This is a genomic window from Vibrio breoganii (assembly GCF_024346795.1).
In the GTDB taxonomy this organism is placed as follows: Bacteria; Pseudomonadota; Gammaproteobacteria; order Enterobacterales; family Vibrionaceae; genus Vibrio; species Vibrio breoganii.
This window is the reverse complement of the sequence record NZ_AP024864.1, coordinates 2,647,108-2,665,942: the sequence shown is the minus strand read 5'-3', so window position 1 is coordinate 2,665,942 and position 18,835 is coordinate 2,647,108. Positions and strand designations below refer to the sequence as shown.

General features: G+C 47.1%; 15 protein-coding genes. 7 read left to right on the top strand and 8 right to left on the bottom strand.

Annotated elements, in window-relative coordinates:
- Positions 1 to 7: 7 nt before the first annotated feature.
- From hslV to priA, 4 genes are all read right to left on the bottom strand, one after another.
- A complete protein-coding gene (gene hslV / locus OCU35_RS12380; RefSeq protein WP_017029410.1) occupies positions 8 to 532 on the bottom strand; it encodes an ATP-dependent protease subunit HslV in 525 nt (174 codons plus the stop codon).
- 145 nt (positions 533 to 677) lie between these two features.
- Positions 678 to 1,226: an SPOR domain-containing protein gene (locus tag OCU35_RS12375; protein ID WP_261825429.1), complete on the bottom strand. Its 549-nt coding sequence runs from the start codon at positions 1,224 to 1,226 to the stop codon at positions 678 to 680.
- 65 nt (positions 1,227 to 1,291) lie between these two features.
- Entirely contained in the window at positions 1,292 to 2,296 is a 1,005-nt protein-coding gene (cytR, locus tag OCU35_RS12370) for a DNA-binding transcriptional regulator CytR (protein WP_017031415.1), read from the bottom strand.
- A gap of 191 nt (positions 2,297 to 2,487) precedes the next feature.
- Entirely contained in the window at positions 2,488 to 4,689 is a 2,202-nt protein-coding gene (gene priA / locus OCU35_RS12365; protein ID WP_261825428.1) for a primosomal protein N', read from the bottom strand.
- A gap of 299 nt (positions 4,690 to 4,988) precedes the next feature.
- Here priA and rpmE point away from each other — a divergent pair, with 299 nt between their 5' ends.
- A complete protein-coding gene (gene rpmE, locus OCU35_RS12360; RefSeq protein WP_004737142.1) occupies positions 4,989 to 5,207 on the top strand; it encodes a 50S ribosomal protein L31 in 219 nt (72 codons plus the stop codon).
- Positions 5,208 to 5,374: 167 nt separating this feature from the next.
- Positions 5,375 to 6,637, top strand: coding sequence for a malic enzyme-like NAD(P)-binding protein (locus OCU35_RS12355; RefSeq protein WP_102452034.1), 1,263 nt, complete (start codon positions 5,375 to 5,377; stop codon positions 6,635 to 6,637).
- 89 nt (positions 6,638 to 6,726) lie between these two features.
- Here OCU35_RS12355 and metJ read toward each other — a convergent pair whose 3' ends face one another.
- The gene (gene metJ / locus OCU35_RS12350) at positions 6,727 to 7,044 is read right to left on the bottom strand and encodes a met regulon transcriptional regulator MetJ (RefSeq protein WP_017029415.1); all 318 of its coding nucleotides are present in this window, start codon (positions 7,042 to 7,044) and stop codon (positions 6,727 to 6,729) included.
- 190 nt (positions 7,045 to 7,234) lie between these two features.
- Between metJ and OCU35_RS12345 the strand changes: the two genes are divergently transcribed.
- The 3 genes from OCU35_RS12345 (at position 7,235) to metF (ending at position 11,885) form a co-directional block, all read left to right on the top strand.
- On the top strand, positions 7,235 to 8,398 hold the full coding sequence (locus OCU35_RS12345; protein ID WP_102452033.1) for an O-succinylhomoserine (thiol)-lyase: 1,164 nt from the start codon (positions 7,235 to 7,237) through the stop codon (positions 8,396 to 8,398).
- A gap of 2 nt (positions 8,399 to 8,400) precedes the next feature.
- Complete coding sequence (locus OCU35_RS12340) at positions 8,401 to 10,809, top strand: bifunctional aspartate kinase/homoserine dehydrogenase II (RefSeq protein WP_102334719.1); 2,409 nt, start codon at positions 8,401 to 8,403, stop codon at positions 10,807 to 10,809.
- Between the two features lie 176 nt (positions 10,810 to 10,985).
- Positions 10,986 to 11,885 (top strand): methylenetetrahydrofolate reductase, encoded by a 900-nt coding sequence (gene metF / locus OCU35_RS12335; RefSeq protein ID WP_017029418.1) that lies wholly within the window; start codon positions 10,986 to 10,988, stop codon positions 11,883 to 11,885.
- Between the two features lie 65 nt (positions 11,886 to 11,950).
- On the opposite strand, the gene OCU35_RS12330 is transcribed toward metF, so the two are convergent.
- The 3 genes from OCU35_RS12330 to argE form a co-directional block, all read right to left on the bottom strand.
- The gene (locus OCU35_RS12330; RefSeq protein ID WP_102359923.1) at positions 11,951 to 12,481 is read right to left on the bottom strand and encodes a PadR family transcriptional regulator; all 531 of its coding nucleotides are present in this window, start codon (positions 12,479 to 12,481) and stop codon (positions 11,951 to 11,953) included.
- Positions 12,482 to 12,864: 383 nt separating this feature from the next.
- Positions 12,865 to 15,495, bottom strand: coding sequence for a phosphoenolpyruvate carboxylase (ppc, locus tag OCU35_RS12325; RefSeq protein ID WP_065209398.1), 2,631 nt, complete (start codon positions 15,493 to 15,495; stop codon positions 12,865 to 12,867).
- A gap of 180 nt (positions 15,496 to 15,675) precedes the next feature.
- The gene (argE, locus tag OCU35_RS12320; RefSeq protein WP_017031409.1) at positions 15,676 to 16,839 is read right to left on the bottom strand and encodes an acetylornithine deacetylase; all 1,164 of its coding nucleotides are present in this window, start codon (positions 16,837 to 16,839) and stop codon (positions 15,676 to 15,678) included.
- Positions 16,840 to 16,970: 131 nt separating this feature from the next.
- Between argE and argC the strand changes: the two genes are divergently transcribed.
- Positions 16,971 to 17,990, top strand: a complete 1,020-nt coding sequence (gene argC, locus OCU35_RS12315) for an N-acetyl-gamma-glutamyl-phosphate reductase (RefSeq protein WP_261825427.1) — start codon at positions 16,971 to 16,973, stop codon at positions 17,988 to 17,990.
- Positions 17,991 to 18,011: 21 nt separating this feature from the next.
- Positions 18,012 to 18,794: an acetylglutamate kinase gene (gene argB / locus OCU35_RS12310; RefSeq protein ID WP_017029423.1), complete on the top strand. Its 783-nt coding sequence runs from the start codon at positions 18,012 to 18,014 to the stop codon at positions 18,792 to 18,794.
- The last annotated feature ends 41 nt before the right edge of the window (positions 18,795 to 18,835 follow it).

Below are 18,835 nucleotides of genomic sequence, written 5' to 3'. Positions count from 1 at the left end.
TTTTTCCTTAGTACTCAAGCTCATCAACAGTGTGATGATGGTTGGTGAATACACAGATATCGCCAGCAATATTCAATGATTTTTCTGCGATTTCTTTTGCGTCTAATTCGGTGTTTTCTAACAATGCGATTGCTGCAGCTTGGGCAAAGTTGCCGCCAGAGCCAATTGCGATAAGGTCATTCTCCGGCTGAACGACATCGCCGTTGCCCGTAATGATCAGAGAGGCGGTTTCATCAGCCACGGCTAATAGAGCTTCAAGGCGACGAAGAGCACGGTCACTGCGCCAATCTTTAGCCAGTTCAACGGCAGCACGAGTCAGGTGGCCTTGGTGCATTTGTAGTTTGCTTTCAAAGCGCTCAAATAGCGTGAATGCATCGGCGGTACCACCAGCAAAGCCTGCCAGTACCTTGCCATTGTAGAGTCGGCGAACTTTCTGTGCGTTGCCTTTCATGACGGTATTGCCTAGAGATACTTGTCCATCACCAGCGATGACGACTTTATTATTTCGGCGTACGGATACTATGGTAGTCACGAGGTTTCCTTCTTATTTCACCAGTGAGATAGAAATAGAATGGGGATCGTCGCAAGCAAATTCAAGGTAAGTGGGCTGTAGAGGTAGTACGAGATGGTTCTCTCGTCAGAAAAAAGCCCCAGTGACTACTGAGGCTATAAGGGATTTAGTTACCGGTGTCTTTCCAAATAACACAAGGCTCAATCTTGGCGCGTTGCAGTTTATGCTTATCGCGCTCAGCGTCTCGCTTGCGGTCATAAGGACCTAACACTACGCGATACCAGCTACTGCCTTCTCGCTGTTTAACCTGGCTATTTAGGCCTTGGAAGGCAATGTCCATCTTTCTTCCATCTGCCTGAGAGCGAGTCTTGTAGGCACCGCATTGCATCACATAAGGGATCTCTGAAAGCACTTCTTCCTTAGGAACGACCTTTACCTCACGCTCGGGAAGAGTCTTCACATACTCCCACTGTTCTTCGGGAGGCGGTGGAAGAAGCTCTGAGTTATCTACTTCAGGAGCTTTGGTTTTTGAGCTGTCTACCTTGACCGGCTTTGGCGGCTCAGGGTCTTGGCTTAATATGTAAAGCCCATAGCTAAACCCTCCCAGCATTAGGCCTGCTAGGATGATCGCTTTCCAAGGTTTTTTTGATGGGGCAGGTTTACGCGTATTCTTTGCTTGCGTACGGCCACCCTTCACATAGTCTTTTCTTGCCACTCGATTAGTCTATTCCGTTGTTAACCATATCTATGTTAATGCAGAAGTCGCCCAGATAATAGAGCTTAGTAACTCGGCGGTAAGGTACTTTCTCTTACCACTAGCTCTGTATCGAGAAGTCGTGAGCCTGAATTGATCTCATTGCCATTAAGAAGTTCGAACAGCATTTGAGTGGCTTGATAGCCGATATCGTAGCGAGGCTGGGATACTGTGGTCAGTGGTGGATCGCAGTATTCGGAAAACTCGATATTGTCGAATCCGATAAATGAGATGTCTTGTGGAACTCTCAGCCCCATATTTTTGGCTTCTTTGATTGCGCCAATCGCCATCATATCGTTGTGACAAAACACAGCGCTGGGTGGAGAGCCGGCGCTCATCAGTTTACGCAGTGCCAGTGCCCCAGATTCGAAGCTAAAGTCACCACTGGCAGAATTAGTTAAGTCAATGCTAAGGCCTGCACGTCGCAGTGCTTGCTGGAAGCCCTGGCTTCGGAAGCTAGATAGCGGCGCATTGTCTGGACCACGGATCTCGCCAATGCGCTTATGTCCTAATTTAGCCAGATAGTTCACCGCCTGAAAAGAAGCGGTGAGGTTGTCTATATGCACGGTAGGCAGTTCTAGCTCAGGCGCGTATTCGCAAGCCATCACCATAGGTGGAAGGTTTCTTTGTTCTGATTTACTGGCATCGATAGGTAAATCGGTGCCAAGCAAGATCAAGCCATCCGCTTGCTTTGAATAGATGAGATTGACTAGTGAGTTATCTCGACATTTTTGCTGCGAGCTGTCGCCGTGCAGTATTAGGTAGCCTTGCTCTGAAGCCGCCGCTTCGATGCCACGAATGATCTCAGAAAAGTAAGGGTCGCATAAGTCAGGAACTATGACTACGAGGGTTCTTGATTCGTTACGTTTCATGCTACGCATCATAGCGCTTGGGCAGTAACCCGACTCGATAACCGCTTCTTCTACTCGCTTACGAGTTGAGGAGGAAACCTTTTCTGGGTTCATTAACGCTCTTGATACTGTCGCAGTGGAAACGCCAGCGAGTTCAGCAACATCCTTCATGGTCGCCATAGTACACCTATCCTCTATGATAATTTTTGCGTGCTTGATTCAATCCGTGAAACAAGATGGTATTAAATACTCACGTCTTAATGTATGTGAAAAATAAGTGTAAACATTTTTTTCCGTACAGTTTACGGGACATGTAGCAAAAATGAACAACTTGGTGTGAGATGACTCTCATTTCGTCATATGCACGCAGTTTAACTTAAATCTTGTGGCTCGACATCTATGTTCCAACGTACTTTTTTTGAGTTGGGTAGCATTTCGATTGCAGGTTTTGCACTCATTAGCAGTTTTTGCATGGTCGAGCGCAACTGGCACTGCAAAATAAGTTGCCAACGTGATTTTCCTGCGCGCTTGGCCATTGGGGCTGGAATTGGCCCTAATACCCAGCAATGTTCATCAAACAATGGGTGGGCTTCAAGGGTATGACGCACCTGCCTCAAGAAGTCTTCAGCGAGTTGGGAGTGGTTGGATTCTGCACGAAATAGTGACAGGCTGGCGTAAGGTGGCAATTGCGCCACTCGCCGTTCCATGAGCGCCCCTTGTGCAAACTCCGGGTAGCCCTTGTGAAGTAGTGCCTGTAGCAATGAATGTTCGGGGTGGTGAGTTTGCAACACCACATGCCCAGGCTTACTGGCGCGTCCTGCACGACCTGCCACTTGGATGAATAGTTGCGCGAGCTTCTCTGAAGCTCTGAAGTCACTGCTGTATAGAGATGAGTCGACATCTAACAGCGCAACTAAAGTGACATCAGGGAAGTGATGTCCCTTTGCTAGCATTTGGGTGCCAATGAGAATTTGGTATTCCCCTTTGCGGATAGATTCAAGCGCGGCCTCTAGACTGCCTTTTCGGCGCGTGTTGTCTCTATCAATACGTATGGTCTTGTATTCAGGAAATAGGGTCTCAAGGTGGGTTTCCAGCTGCTCTGTGCCCACACCTACCGTCACCAAATGAGTGGAACCACAGCTTTGACATTGGTGTACGACGGGCTTTTGCGAGCCACAGTGGTGACAGCGCATCTCACTGCTGCCTTGATGGAAGGTGTAGTAGGCATCACATCGATGACATTCTGCAATCCAGCCACATTCATGACACATCATGGCAGGAGAGAACCCGCGACGGTTCAAAAACAGCATGACCTGGTTTCCCTGCTGCAAGTGCTTTCGCATCTGTGCAATTAAGGGAGCACTCAAGCCGCTCTCTAGGTATAAGCCTTTAACGTCTATAACGCTGTTCTTTGCCGGTTTTGCGCCGCCAGTTCGCTCTGTCAGTGGCAAGTGCAGATACTTGTTAGATAAAGCGTTGTTCAGGGTTTCTAAAGACGGTGTCGCAGAACCCAACACAATAGGGATGGATTCGGAATGAGCGCGCATTATCGCCATGTCTCGCGCATGATAACGTAAGCTGTCCTGCTGTTTATAAGAGGAGTCGTGCTCTTCATCGACAATGATAATGCCAAGGTTGGCAAATGGAGTCAGCAGGGCAGAGCGGGTGCCAATAAGGATCCCACATTCTTTATTCTTTGCTGCAAGCCAGGCATTCAATCGCTCAGTGTCATTGAGCCCTGAGTGAATGGTTGCGATAGGAACATTAAAGCGTCGCTTAAATCGATTGATGGTTTGTGGTGTCAGGCCTATTTCTGGGACTAGTACCAAGGCTTGCTTGCCTTGGTTGACCACTCTTTCAATCAACTGCAGGTAAACCTCGGTCTTTCCTGAACCCGTTACGCCATCTAATAAAGCACATTCGTAGCCATCGATATGGTTAACCGTCACTACCGCTAGCATTTGCTCGTGATTAAGCTCTCGCTTGTCGTCTTCGTTGACTCGAATCTCTTGCCATTGGTCGTTGATCTCAAGGACTTCTGAAGACGTTACCCACTCTTTATCTTGTAATGCTTTTAAAACCGAGCTCGATATTTCCATATCTACTAGCTCGTGATGGGGTAAAGGACAATGTTGTAAGGCGTTCATTACCTTGGCTTGCTGCACCGCTCGTCCAAAGCCTTGCATCAATTGATTGCGACCAGACTCCGTAAGTTGCCAAGTTTTTTGAGGCTGCTTTTGTGCAGGCTTGCCTTTGCGCAGTGCGCCGGGCATTGCTCCGTTTAAGGTATCGCCCAAAGGATATTGGTAAAATCGGCTGCCCCAATGGATTAATCGATACAGCTTCTCTGGCCATATGGGTTCTTGGTCAAGGACCTCCGTTAAAGGTTTAAGCTTGTTAATATCGTATTCTGATTGATGGGTGAGAGCGGTGATCACACCAAGGAGCTTCTTTGGACCAAATGGAACCCATACGCGCACACCCACCACGGGAAATAGGTGGGCAGGAATGATGTATTCAAATTCTTTATCCAGAGGTACAGGTAGGGCAACTCTGGCAATGGTTGGTCGCATGAGATCTCTTTGGGGCTTTGCAGTCAAGAACGGATAGTCATGATAATACTAGAGAAAAGCCCATAAGATTACGATAATTGAATATAGGTGAATCAAGCTCACCTTCGTAACTCTTTAATATAAAGAGTTACGGTGAAAAAAGTGGCGAAAAAAGGGACAAATAAGTTGATCCCAACAGACTATTTCATTAGTATACTGCGCCTTGAAGATGTCGTATTAAACGATATCACTGTTAGAAACTACGTGTGGTGTTCAGCATAGAACTGGATAGCGACACGGCCTATAAATGAGGTTTTCCCATGAAAGCAGGTATCCATCCTGAGTACAAAGCAGTTACTGCAACATGTTCTTGCGGCAACACTTTTGAGTTCAACTCAACTCTAGCTAAAGAATCTATCCACCTAGACGTATGTGACAAATGTCACCCGTTCTACACTGGTAAGCAACGTATCGTTGATACTGGCGGCCGTGTTGATCGCTTTAACAAGCGTTTCGGTGCTCTTTCTTCTAAGAAGTAATCTTAGTTGTAAAGAAACAGAAAAAGGTCGCTTAGGCGGCCTTTTTTGATCTCAGCTGAAAGCAAAGATTACAATTCATAGTGTTGCTACTATGTAGCACATTAACTGATTTTTATTTACACTAACACTTCTATTATTTCCCTTAAACCCTAAAGGATTTTCCTTCGATGTCTGATGACCAACCTGTAAACGATTTTCGCCAGCAAGCTCTTGATTATCATGAGTTCCCTAAACCGGGAAAGATTGCTGTTGAGTTGACTACTCCTGCTGATTCTGTGCATGACCTTGCTTTGGCTTATAGCCCAGGTGTTGCTGAGCCAGTGCGTGAGATTGCTCAAAACGTGGATAACGTTTACAAGTACACTGCGAAAGGAAACATGGTTGCGGTTATCTCAAACGGCACCGCGATTTTGGGGCTAGGTAATCTAGGTCCTATGGCTTCAAAACCAGTAATGGAAGGTAAGGCGCTACTGTTCAAGCGTTTTGCTGGTCTAGACTCAATCGACATTGAAGTAAAGCACCGCACTATCGATGAATTCGTTGATACGGTAGCGGCAATTGCCGATACCTTTGGTGGTATTAACCTAGAAGACATTAAAGCACCAGATTGCTTTGAGATTGAAAGCCGCCTGATTGAACGCTGTGACGTGCCTGTTTTCCATGATGACCAGCACGGTACTGCGATTGTTACCGCAGCGGGTATGTTGAATGCCATTGAGCTTCAAGGGAAGCAACTGTGCGACTCTACCATTGTCTGTCTAGGTGCGGGTGCAGCGGCTGTTGCCTGTATGGAGCTGCTGATTAAGTGTGGCGCTCAGCGTGAAAAAATCTACATGCTAGATCGCAAGGGTGTGATTCACACGCGTCGTGACGACTTGAATGAATACAAACAGCTGTTTGCTAACAATACCGACAAGCGTACGCTAGAAGATGTGATTGAAGGAGCCGATCTGTTCTTGGGTGTATCAGGGCCAAACTTATTATCTCCAGAAGCACTGGCACTAATGGGCGACAAGCCTGTGGTATTCGCTTGTTCAAACCCAGATCCAGAGATTAAGCCGGAGCTTGCGCACAAAGTACGTACTGACCTTATCATGGGTACAGGCCGTTCTGATTACCCAAATCAGGTCAACAATGTTATCTGCTTCCCGTTCATCTTCCGTGGTGCATTGGACGTTCGTGCCAGTGAAATCAATATTGAGATGAAGCTTGCGGCAGTAGAAGCGATTCGTCAGCTGGCGAAAGAGCCTGTTCCTGCAGAAGTATTGAAAGCGGCGGGTGTCGAGTCTTTAGAATTTGGTACGGGTTACATCATTCCAAAACCTATGGACCCTCGTTTGCTTCCTCGTGTGGCAAGAGCGGTAGCTGAGGCTGCGGTTGAATCTGGTGTGGCACGCATTGAGCTACCAGAAAGCTACATGCAGGGATAAATCCCAAATATGTAAAAAGGGGGTTAGAGTACGCGTACTCTAACCCCCTTTTGCTATTTACTCACTGGTATATCAAATTACCAAGCTAATTAGTCATCAAATACTTCTAGCTCAATACCTAAATCAGACATGATTTGCTGAGCTTCAGCAGGGATCTCATCGGGGTGGTCTTTTCTTAGGTCTTCGTCAGTAGGTAGAGGCTGTCCTGTGTAGGCATGCAAGAATGCCTCACAAAGCAGTTCGCTATTGGTTGCATGACGCAGGTTGTTCACCTGGCGACGAGTGCGCTCGTCAGTCAGAATCTTAAGAACCTTAAGCGGAATAGACACAGTGATCTTTTTAACTTGAGTACTTTTTTTACCGTGCTCAGCATATGGGCTGATGTAATCGCCATTCCAGTCTGCCATTGGAAACCTTTTATTACCTAATATAAGAGTTAATACCCAATTCTAGCGATATTGACTGCTATATGTAAAGGCATTTAGACGTCTAGATGTGTTGATGTCTGATGGTTATCGGGGTAATCTATGAACAGAATTAGATTAATTTGATTGGTATCAAACTCCACCAGTCATTGTCAAAGGAAAGGACAAGAAAATGAGCAGTAAACACAAGTCATCGACGATTGCCGTTCGTACCGGTATCGAATCTGATACCCAACACCATGCTGTTGTTCCCCCAATTTATCTGTCCACCAACTATGGTTTTCCTTCATTCGGAGATGTACCAAAGTACGACTATACCCGCTCAGGAAATCCAAATCGAGGATTACTAGAGACGGCCCTGTTTGAGTTGGAATCGGGTAAAGGTGCGGTGGTGACAAACTGTGGCACGTCGGCTCTTAATTTATGGGTTTCAGCATTTTTAGGCCCTGATGATTTAATTGTTGCGCCACATGACTGCTACGGCGGCACCTACCGTCTATTCAATACACGCTCGTTAAAGGGTGACTTCAAGGTAGAGTTTGTTGATCAATCTGATGAACAAGCACTTGCCGCAGCAATAGCAAAAAAACCTAAGCTTATTCTTATCGAAACGCCGTCTAACCCGCTGGTTCGCGTCGTGGACATCGCAAAAGTATGTCAGCAAGCGGCTGAAGTTGGTGCATTAGTGGGCGTCGACAACACCTTTTTGACTCCCATATTCCAAAAGCCTCTAGAGCTGGGCGCGGACTTCGTTATTCATTCAACCACCAAGTACATTAATGGTCACTCTGACGTTATTGGCGGTGTGGTGATCACCAAAACCGAAGAGCACGCTGAAGAACTTGGCTGGTGGGGAAACTGCATCGGCGCGACAGGCACTCCATTTGATAGCTACATGACGCTGCGTGGCATTCGTACCTTGGGTGCCCGAATGCGTGTTCATGAAGAAGGCTCACAGCAAATCCTAAGCTACCTTCAATCGCAAAAGCACGTTAAGACTATCTACCACCCAAGCCTTCCTGAGCACCCTGGGCATGAGATTGCCAAGCGCCAACAGTCTGGCTTTGGCAGTATGCTGAGCTTTGAATTTGATGGCAGCATGGAAGAGCTAAAAACCTTTGTGGGTGGATTGAAGCTATTCTCTTTGGCAGAGTCTCTAGGTGGAGTAGAAAGCTTAATTTGCCACCCAGCGACTATGACGCACCGTGCTATGGGTGAAGAAGCCCTAGCCGAGGCGGGCGTTTCTCATTTCTTGTTGCGTTTGTCTGTGGGTCTTGAAGACGCTGATGATCTGATTGATGACCTGATCCAAGCGTTCGACCTAGTGGAGAAATAAGCATGGGAAACCTAAAGCAGCTTCATAAATTTGGTGGCAGTAGCCTTGCCAATGCTGAGTGTTTTAGTCGCGTAGCCAATATCTTGGCGGAATACTCTAATGTGGGCGATCTGGTTATCGTTTCAGCCGCGGGTTCAACCACAAACAATTTGCTACGTTGGTTGGCTGCATTAGAGAAAGATGGGCGAATTGCTCATGAGATCTTGCTTGAGCTGCGAGCGTATCAGAACCAATTGATTGTAGATTTGCTCCCAGAAGACAAAGCCGAGCCAATGCAAGAAGTGCTGAACAATGAATTTACAGCCCTTAGCGCCTTAAACGCACCGATGAGCGAATCACAGAAATCGGCAGCGCTTGGTCATGGTGAGGTGTGGTCATCTCGCCTGCTGGCCGCTCTTCTTAGCGATAAAGATATGGACAGTGTGGCTATTGATTCTCGTGATTTCTTGCGCGCTGAAATTGGTACACAGCCAGAGATTGACCGAGGATTGTCGTGGCCGTTAGCGAAATCAGTGGTCGCACAGCACCCACATAGACGACTAGTGGTTACTGGCTTTATGGCTCAGAACCAAGAGGGCGAAACCGTTCTGCTTGGGCGCAATGGCTCTGACTATTCGGCAACGATTGTCGGTGCATTGGCCGAAGTCTCTAAGGTTACTATTTGGAGTGATGTGGCGGGTGTTTACAGTGCCGATCCGCGCATTGTCGGTGATGCTTGCTTGCTGCCATTGCTTCGTCTTGATGAAGCGAGCGAATTGGCACGCTTAGCTGCGCCAGTATTGCACAGCCGCACATTGCAGCCGGTCGCACAGAGCACTATGGATATGGAACTGCGCTGCAGCCACCAACCTGAATCTGGCTCAACGCGTATTGAGCGCGTGCTCGCCTCTGGGCGCGGTGCGAAAATTGTTACCTCGCTCGATGACGTTAACCTTATTGAGTTAACCCTAAGCCACGCGCATGACTTTGAGCGCTTAGAGCCTCAAGTGTTATCTTTGCTGAACAAAGCTCAACTTGCACCGCTAGCCTACGAATCTCAATCGGATAACTATTGTCTGCGTCTGGCTTACACCAGTGAGTTGCTTGCTGGCGCGCTAGAGTGCATTGAATCTGCTCACCTTGAGGTGGGAGTGGAGGTCAAATCAGGCATGTCCCTGATCGCCGCCGTTGGCGCAGGCGTGACGAATAATGCCAATCACTGCTTTGGTTTCTATCAAACGCTTAAGGGAGTACCCGTTGAGTTCATGTTTGAGACAGACTCAGAGCTGAGCCTGATTGCCGTGGTGAGAACCAACAAAGTACCTGAGCTACTTGAATCTTTGCACAGTCAGCTGTTCCAAGCGCAAAAGCGTGTTGGTATTGTGCTGTGTGGCAAAGGTAATATTGGTTCGAATTGGATTGAGCTATTTGCACAGCAAAAAATCGAGTTAGAAAAGCGTCGAGGCATGAGCTTTGATCTGATTGCTGTTGTGGCGAGTAACCGCTATTGGTTTGATGAGAATGGCATTGACGCTGGTACGCTAAATACGCATTTTGCTGAAGAGGCGGTGGTCGATGAAGAAGACTGGGTTTCTTTAGTCAGAAAGCAATCGAGCTATGATGAGATTGTGGTACTGGATGTCACCGCGAGCCAAGAGGTATCGGACCGTTATCTTGAGTTTGCTGAGCATGGCATGCATGTTATTTCTGCAAACAAGCTAGCCGGTTCCGCGCCAAGTGAGTTTTATCATCAAGTACAAGATGTCTTTGCTAAAACAGGACGTCATTGGCTGTACAACGCAACAGTGGGTGCAGGCCTTCCAGTAAACCATACCGTGCGAGACTTGCGCGAAAGTGGCGACCAGATTGTGGCGATCTCAGGGATCTTCTCTGGCACACTCTCTTGGTTATTCCAGCAGTACGATGGTTCGATTCCATTTAGTGAACTGGTTGATCTTGCATGGCAGCAGGGACTCACTGAACCAGACCCTAGGGCTGATTTAGATGGTACTGATGTTATGCGTAAGTTGGTTATCTTAGCGCGTGAATCAGGGCTAGATCTTGAGCCCGAGGGCGTTAAGGTAGAGTCTCTGGTACCAAAGGAATTATTGCATTTATCAGTGGATGATTTCTTCCATCAAGCACATGTTCTCAATGAGTTGTTAGCTGAGCGCCTAGATAAGGCTCAGAGCGAAGGTAAGGTGCTTCGTTATGTTGCACGCCTATCGAAAGATGGAGAGGCTACAGTGGGCGTAGAGGCGCTTGATGAGCGCCATGCTCTGGCCAATCTGCTCCCTTGTGACAACATCTTTGCTATCGAGAGCAAATGGTACAAAGATAACCCATTGGTTATCCGCGGACCTGGCGCTGGTCGTGAGGTGACTGCAGGCGCATTGCAGTCTGATCTTAATCGACTCTCTGGTTTGCTATAAATCTACCTGCCAAAACATCCAGTGCCTGTGGGCATTGGATGCCTTCCCTCAAAAAATCACTCAAAGTTTGCACGAATTTTTGTTGACATCCCCCTCATAAATTTACATTATCTAGACATATAGACGTCTAAACGTTCAAGGTTATGAGATTGTGCTGACGCACAGGGAGAATAAATATGGGATACACACACGCAAGCCACATCGATGCATTGAATCAAAATATCGCTGAGCTTTCCGACAACATCAATGTCTCTTTTGAGTTCTTCCCTCCAAGTAGTGAAAAAATGGAGGAGACTCTGTGGAACTCCGTGCATCGCCTTAAAACCTTGCAACCTAAATTTGTCTCCGTAACCTATGGCGCGAACTCTGGTGAGCGTGATCGCACACACTCAATCATCAAAGAAATCAAAAGCCAAACGGGTTTGGTTGCGGCTCCGCACTTAACCTGCATTGATGCCTCTCGTGAAGAGTTGATTACTATTGCTGATGACTACTGGAAGAATGGCATTGAGAGTATCGTTGCACTGCGTGGTGATATTCCACCGGGTGGCGGTCACCCTGACATGTATGCATCAGACCTTGTTGAACTGCTGAAAGCGCGTCATGACTTTGATATCTCAGTAGCGGCTTTTCCTGAGGTTCACCCTGAAGCGAAAAGTGCACAGGCAGACCTATTGAACCTGAAGCGTAAAGTCGACGCAGGCGCAAACCGTGCAATCACACAGTTCTTCTTTGATGTAGAGAGCTATCTTCGATTCCGCGACCGCTGTGCGGCAACAGGTATTGATGTAGAGATCGTTCCGGGCATTCTGCCAGTATCAAACTTTAAGCAGGCATCACGCTTTGCGGCGATGAATCATGTGAAGGTACCAGGCTGGATGGCGCAGCAGTTCGAAGGTCTAGATGATGACCCAACCACTCGTCAGCTAGTAGGTGCAAGTCAAGCGATTGATATGGTGCGTACTTTGAGCCGAGAAGGGGTTAAGGACTTCCACTTCTACACTCTAAACCGTGCTGAAATGACTTATGCGCTTTGCCACACGCTGGGTGTGCGTCCTCAGCAAGTCGCTGTTTAAACTTTAGAAACTAAATAAAAACAAAGGACCTAGTGCATAATGTGCTAGGTCCTTTTGTTTGTCAGCTAAGCAATCTCGCCCAGCACTTCTTCTGCCCATTCATTCCACGCTTCGCGAGTAAGAAGGTTGCGGCGCAGTGTTAGGCGCTCAATCTTTTCTTTTTGGTTCAGAAGGCGAGTATCGGAGTATTGAGTACCCTCGATCTCTTTGTAAAACTGAACCAGCTTACGAGAGTCGTTTAGTGCATGTTGCAGCTGGTCTGAAAAACCTTCCGCAGGCTGAACTTCACAAGCGTAAAGTTTAGCGGCAAATTCATCTCGCACCGTTGGATGTGAGATAGGTTGATCAAACCACTTAGCTAGAGCCTCGCGGCCGAGCTCTGTGATGGAGTAAATCTTTTTATCTGGTTTTCCTGATTGAGGTTGTAACTCACAAGTCACTAACTCATTTGCGGCCAGTTTGTTTAGCTCACGATAAACCTGCTGGTGGCTCGCTTTCCAGAAATAACCGATGCTATAAGAAAACTCTTTTGTAATGTCGTAACCGGTAGCATCTCGTGTGCTTAGTACGGTCAATATAACGTGTGGTAATGACATGTTTTTCTTCCATATACTGCATATAAAAAACAACGCACCGTTCTGACTCTAAATTGGTCTTAATTGAAGAGTGCGAGCCACTCAAGATTGCCTTGAGCGCATGTATTACCTTTTAAGCCATTCTCACCTGAGAAAATTGATTTTATTATGTTCAATAGACAGGGGTATTGTGTCTCTGGTTTTGTTGTTGAAACCCAAGATGCCCTATCTATAAGCTAACAGTTTACTATGATTTGGTAACGTTAGATTAACGCAAAATAAGTATTACAAAAACATGTTTACGGCTTCTAGTCTCATATTGCCAACTGGATCATAAAGACGAAAAAAAGCCCCAGCTTAAAAAGCTGGGGCTTGGATAGCTATCACAATATGCGGTTGAACAATTAGCCTGTGTTGCGCATGCCGGCAGCTATACCTGCAATTGTTATCATAAGCGCTTCTTCTAGGTCAGGATTATTTTCTTCCGTTTTCCTTGTGCGCTTAAGAAGCTCCACTTGAAGCATGTTCAATGGATCTACGTAGATGTTACGCAGACGAATTGACTCAAGGCCCCATGGGTCGCTTTGCATCAGGTTCTCGTTGTTCTCAACCTTCAGCACCGCTTGGATGTCTTTTTGCAGCTGTGTACGTAGGCTCTCACCTAGGCGCCATAGAGAAGGGTCTGTCAGTTTCTCATCGTACAGCTTTGAGATATCCATGCTGCACTTGTAGTACACCATCTCTAGCATGCCTAAGCGTGTAGAGAAGAATGGCCACTCGCGACACATCTCTTCTAGTAGCTCAAGATGGCCCTCATCGATAGAGTACTGAATGGCTTCACCGGCACCTAACCACGCTGGAAGTACCAGACGGTTTTGGCTCCATGAGAAGATCCATGGAATAGCACGTAAGCTCTCAACGCCACCATTCGGGTTACGCTTTGATGGACGAGAACCAAGAGGCAGTTTGCCTAGTTCAAGCTCTGGGGTAGCTGCGCGGAAGTAAGGGACAAAGTCAGGTTCGCCGCGAACAACGCCACGATAGGCCTCACAAGAGACCTGCGACAGCACTTCCATTAGGTCACGCCAATCTTTTTTCGGCTCAGGTGGTGGAAGCAGGTTCGCTTCAAGAATCGCACTGGCGTATAAGTTCAGGCTGTTTACCGCTACCTGAGGAAGACCCAGCTTAAAGCGAATCATCTCGCCTTGCTCTGTTACACGTAGGCCGCCTTGCAAGCTCTTTGGTGGCTGAGAAAGCAGTGCAGCGTGCGCTGGAGCGCCACCACGACCGATAGTACCGCCACGACCGTGGAATAGAGTCAGGTCGATATTCTGCGCGTCACACACCTTAACCAGCTTGTCCATCGCATCATACTGAGCCCAACCAGCCGACATAACGCCCGCATCTTTCGCTGAATCAGAGTAACCGATCATGACCATCTGCTCGCCTTGGATAAATCCACGGTACCAGTCGATATTGAACAGTTGCTGCATAACCGCTTCAGAGTTGTTCAAGTCATCCAGTGTTTCAAACAGAGGACAAACCCCTAGGCGGAACTTACAGCCTGCTTCGCGAAGCAGTAGGTGAACCGCTAATACATCTGAGGCTGTGCGCGCCATTGAGATAACGTACGCGCCAAAGGCTTCAATTGGGTGCTCAGCAATAGTCTTACAGGTGTCAATCACCTCTTTAACTTCAGCTGAAGGCTCCCAGTTGTGCGGGATAAGAGGGCGGTTCGAGCTTAGCTCTTTAACTAAGAATGCAACCTTGTCTTGTTCGCTCCATTGGTCGTAGTCACCCAGACCAAGGAAGCGAGTCACTTCAGAGAGTGCATCTGAGTGGCGCGTGCTTTCTTGACGAATATCCAAACGAACTAGATGGACGCCGAAACACTTGATGCGTCGCAGGGTATCAAGCAGAGAACCTTCTGCAATTACACCCATGCCACACTCATGCAAAGAGGTGTAGATGGTGTGTAGCGGGTTCCAAAGTTGATCGGCACTTTCAAGGATTGGTAGGTTAGGAACCGTAGAGCCTAACACCTTAGCGTCAATAACTTGCTGTGTATTGCTGAGAAGCGTACGAAGCTCTTTAAGGATTGCACGGTACGGTTCATGGCTGTCACCGGCAAGCTCACGTACAGTTTCATTGCACTTAGTCATTGAAAGCTCAGTGATCAGCTCTTCAATGTCAGCATGATAAAGGTCAGCCGCCTTCCAGCGAGATAACCACAATACTTCTTGAGTAATGTTGTGAGTAACAAATGGGTTGCCGTCTCGGTCGCCACCCATCCATGAAGAAAAATGCACTGGGCGAGCATCGATAGGCAGGCGTTCATCGAGATGTGTTGAGACACGGTCGTCCAACTCACGTAAGAAGTCTGGAATGGCTTCCCAAAGAGAATTTTCTACTACCGCAAAGCCCCATTTAGCCTCATCAAGAGGGGTAGGGCGCTGCTGGCGAATAACGTCTGAGTGCCAGCTTTGAGCAATAAGCTGCTCTAGGCGACGCTCTGTTTTAACGCGTTCGGAGTGGCCAATATCGCTAAGTTCTAGCTTAGATAAACAGTCGTTTATCTTAAGAAGCTTGTTGATCATGGTACGACGCGTCACTTCAGTAGGGTGAGCAGTCAATACCAATTCGATGTTGAGGTTGTTGATGGCCTCTGACGCTTCAGCTTTTGAGATGTCTTGAGAATTTAACTTGCTGAAAAGGGTTTGAATGACATCGGGTTCACAAACCTGCTCTTCGCAATGACGAGAAATAGTGTGGTACTGATCGGCGATGTTAGTCAGATTCAAAAATTGGTTGAATGCGCGCGCTACAGGAATGAATTGATCATCCGGCAGGTTTTCAATCTCATTGATTAGGGCTTGTCGATCTTCTTGGTTGCCACTGCGAGCTGACTTGGACAGTTTACGAAGGGTCTCAACTTTGTTGAGAATGTCCTCTCCGTGGGCATCTTTGATGGTTCTGCCAAGTAGATTGCCAAGCATCTTAACGTTACTTGTGAGTGCAGAATATTTCTTGTTCATTACATTGAGCCTCGTAAATAAATTACATACCGTTCCTTGAGTTGGTATCCAATCTATCCAAGAAAAGGGGCAAGAGTCAAACTTTGAACAAAATTGTTTGAAAAACCAGCGTTGAAATTGATTTCAATCATAACTGCTGGTTTTTGTAAACTTAGTGTTGAAAGTTTATTTCATAAATTGTTACGACTTGTCTGAAAAACAGTACTGATTTATGGATTTCTTGAGTATTGCAATCGTTGGGTCAATAAAATCTAAGCTTAGATACTCATCAGGTTGATGAGCTTGATCGATAGAACCTGGCCCCATAACTAAGGTCGGGCACAACTCCTGTAAAAACGGTGCCTCGGTGCAATAGTTGACGGTTTGAGACTCTGTTTCGCAAATGTCCTGCATCTCATGAATAAAATGATGCTCAGCGTGGCATTCATAGCCGGGTATCGGCTCGTGCAGAGGCGTAATATCCAAACGGCCCGGCCACTTTTGCATGATTGGTTGCAGATACTCTTGAAGAAGCTGATCAAGGCTCTCAAGGCTTAGCCCTGGCAAAGGCCTTAGGTCATAGTGCAGTTCACAGCAGCCACAGATACGGTTGGCACTGTCACCACCATGAATGTGCCCAAGATTCAGCGTAGGGCTTGGGATGGCAAAGCCAGGGTGATGGTAATCCTTTACCAGTCTCTGCTTCAATTGCATTAACGAATACATCACCTCATGCATGATCTCAATGGCATTAATACCTAGGGCAGGATCAGAGGAGTGGCCTGATTTACCCGTAATACGAATGGAATTAGCCATATGCCCTTTGTGACCACGCACGGGTACCAAGCTAGTCGGCTCGCCAATGATGCAATAATCAGGCTTAAATGGCGCTTCTTTGGTGAAATGCCTTGCCCCGAGCATAGTGGTTTCTTCATCACAGGTCGCAAGAATGTATAGGGGCTTGGTTTGTGCGCTCCAATCTGTGCCACTGGCTTTCATCTGTTTTACCGCATCAAGAATAAAGGCAAAGAAGCCTTTCATATCCGCAGTACCTAAACCGTAGTAGCGATTATCCGCCAACGTCAGTTGATGTGGGTCGAAATTCCAGCGTCCTTCATCAAAGGGCACAGTATCGGTATGTCCAGCGAGAAGAAGTCCTCCCTCGCCGCTGCCCAATTGAGCCATCAGGTTCACCTTGCCCGGTTCGATTTCTTCCGTGGTGACGGTAAAGCCTAGGTCCTCAAACCAGGTGGCCAGTTTCGCGATAACTTGAGCGTTACCTTCATCCCATTTTAGGTCACTTGAACTAATGGAAGAGGTGCTTATCAAGCCTTGGTAAATATCAACAAATTTAGGTATTGGCATATTATCTTCGTATCCACTATTGACAGATAACTGATGAAAGGTTAAAACACATAATAAGTCACAAGAAATGAATAAAAAAGCACAATAAGTATTTTTTATTACATTTATAATCAAAAATGCAGAGTCGGTTGATGAGTAACGAAAAACAACTAAAAGTAGCGATTATCGGAGCTAGCGGCTACACAGGCGCTGAACTCGCAAATATGGTGTTTAAACATCCTAGCCTCACGCTATCAGGTTTGTACGTGTCAGCCAACAGCCTAGACGCAAATAAGCCTATTAGTCAGTTACATGGCAAGTTATTAGGCAAGATTGATATGCCGTTATTGCCTCTAGAAGATGTAGAAGCAGTGGCTCAATCGGTAGATGTGGTTTTCCTTGCTACGGCGCACCAAGTGAGTCACGACCTAGCGCCACTGTTTTTAGCCCAAGGTTGTCAGGTGTTTGATCTATCGGGTGCTTTCAGAGTTCAGACTGAAGGATTCTACCCAGAATATTACGGCTTTAAGCATCAGCACTTAGCAGAGCTTGATAATGCCGTGTATGGCCTAGCGGAGTGGAACAAACAGCAGATTGCGAAAACCGACCTTGTTGCTGTGGCAGGCTGTTATCCAACCGCTTCACAGCTGGCCATCAAGCCAGTTCTAGAAGCAGGTTTGGTAGATACTCATCAGTGGCCAGTGATTAATGCGGTCAGTGGTGTATCAGGTGCTGGCATCAAAGCGAGCCAAGTGAACAGCTTCTGTGAAGTGAGCTTGCAGGCCTATGGCGTATTTACTCATCGCCATCAACCAGAGATTGCCAGCCATTTGGGTCAGGAGGTTATTTTTACTCCGCACCTCGGTAACTTTAAGCGTGGCATCTTAGCGACCATCACCATTAAGTTGGCTGAGGGCGTATCGGCTGAGCAGGTTGAGCAAGCATTTGAAGCCGCGTATGGCGATGCTGAATTAGTAAGACTAAAACACCAAGTAATGCCAAAGATTCAGGATGTCGAGCATACCCCGTTCTGTGATATCGGCTGGAGCGTTAAAGGCTCTCACTTAATCGTGACATCTGCTATCGACAATCTATTAAAGGGTGCATCCTCACAGGCGATGCAGTGTTTGAATATTCGTAACCAATTCCCAGAAACAACGGCGTTGTTTTAAGCGATGGCAAAGGAACCAGCTATGAGCACATTACCATTAGTCATTAAATTAGGTGGGGCCGCACTGGAGTGCAGTGAGACTCTATCTAAATTGTTTAAGGCCATTGAGCAAGCTTCGCAACAGTCTCAGCGTTCAATTGTGATCGTGCACGGTGGTGGCTATTTAGTGGATGAGTTGCTAAACAGCCTGCAATTAACCTCTACCAAGAAAGATGGATTGCGTGTCACGCCTGTTGAGCAGATCCCACTTATTACGGGCGCACTAGCGGGTACCGCCAACAAAATGTTGCAAGGTGAGGCGATCAAAGCGGGCTTAAAAACAGTGGGTTTGTGTTTAGCCGATGGCGGATTGTGTAAGGTTGAGCAACTTGATCCTGAGCTTGGCGCGGTAGGCAAAGCGGCTCCGGGAGACTCAAGCCTATTGCAAGGGATTTTGGCGACGAATACACTGCCAATCATCAGCTCTATTGGTCTAACAAATAGCGGTCAAATGATGAACGTTAATGCAGACCAAGCTGCGGTTGCTGTAGCGGGTGCACTGGATGCCGAACTGGCTTTGCTTTCGGATGTAAGTGGAGTGCTCGATGGCAAAGGTCATCTGCTAGAGAGTCTCAATGAACAACAAGCTGATGCATTGATTCAAGGACAAGTCATCACCGATGGAATGATCGTTAAGGTTCAAGCCGCATTGCAAGCTGCAAGCGATTTGGGCCGACCTATTCAAGTAGCCTCGTGGCGATACCCAGAAAAATTAGACCAACTGTTTGCAGGGCAAAACGTTGGCACCCTTTTTCAGCCTGAATAACAGGCATTTACATTTAGTGAACGGAAATTACTAGGAATGTT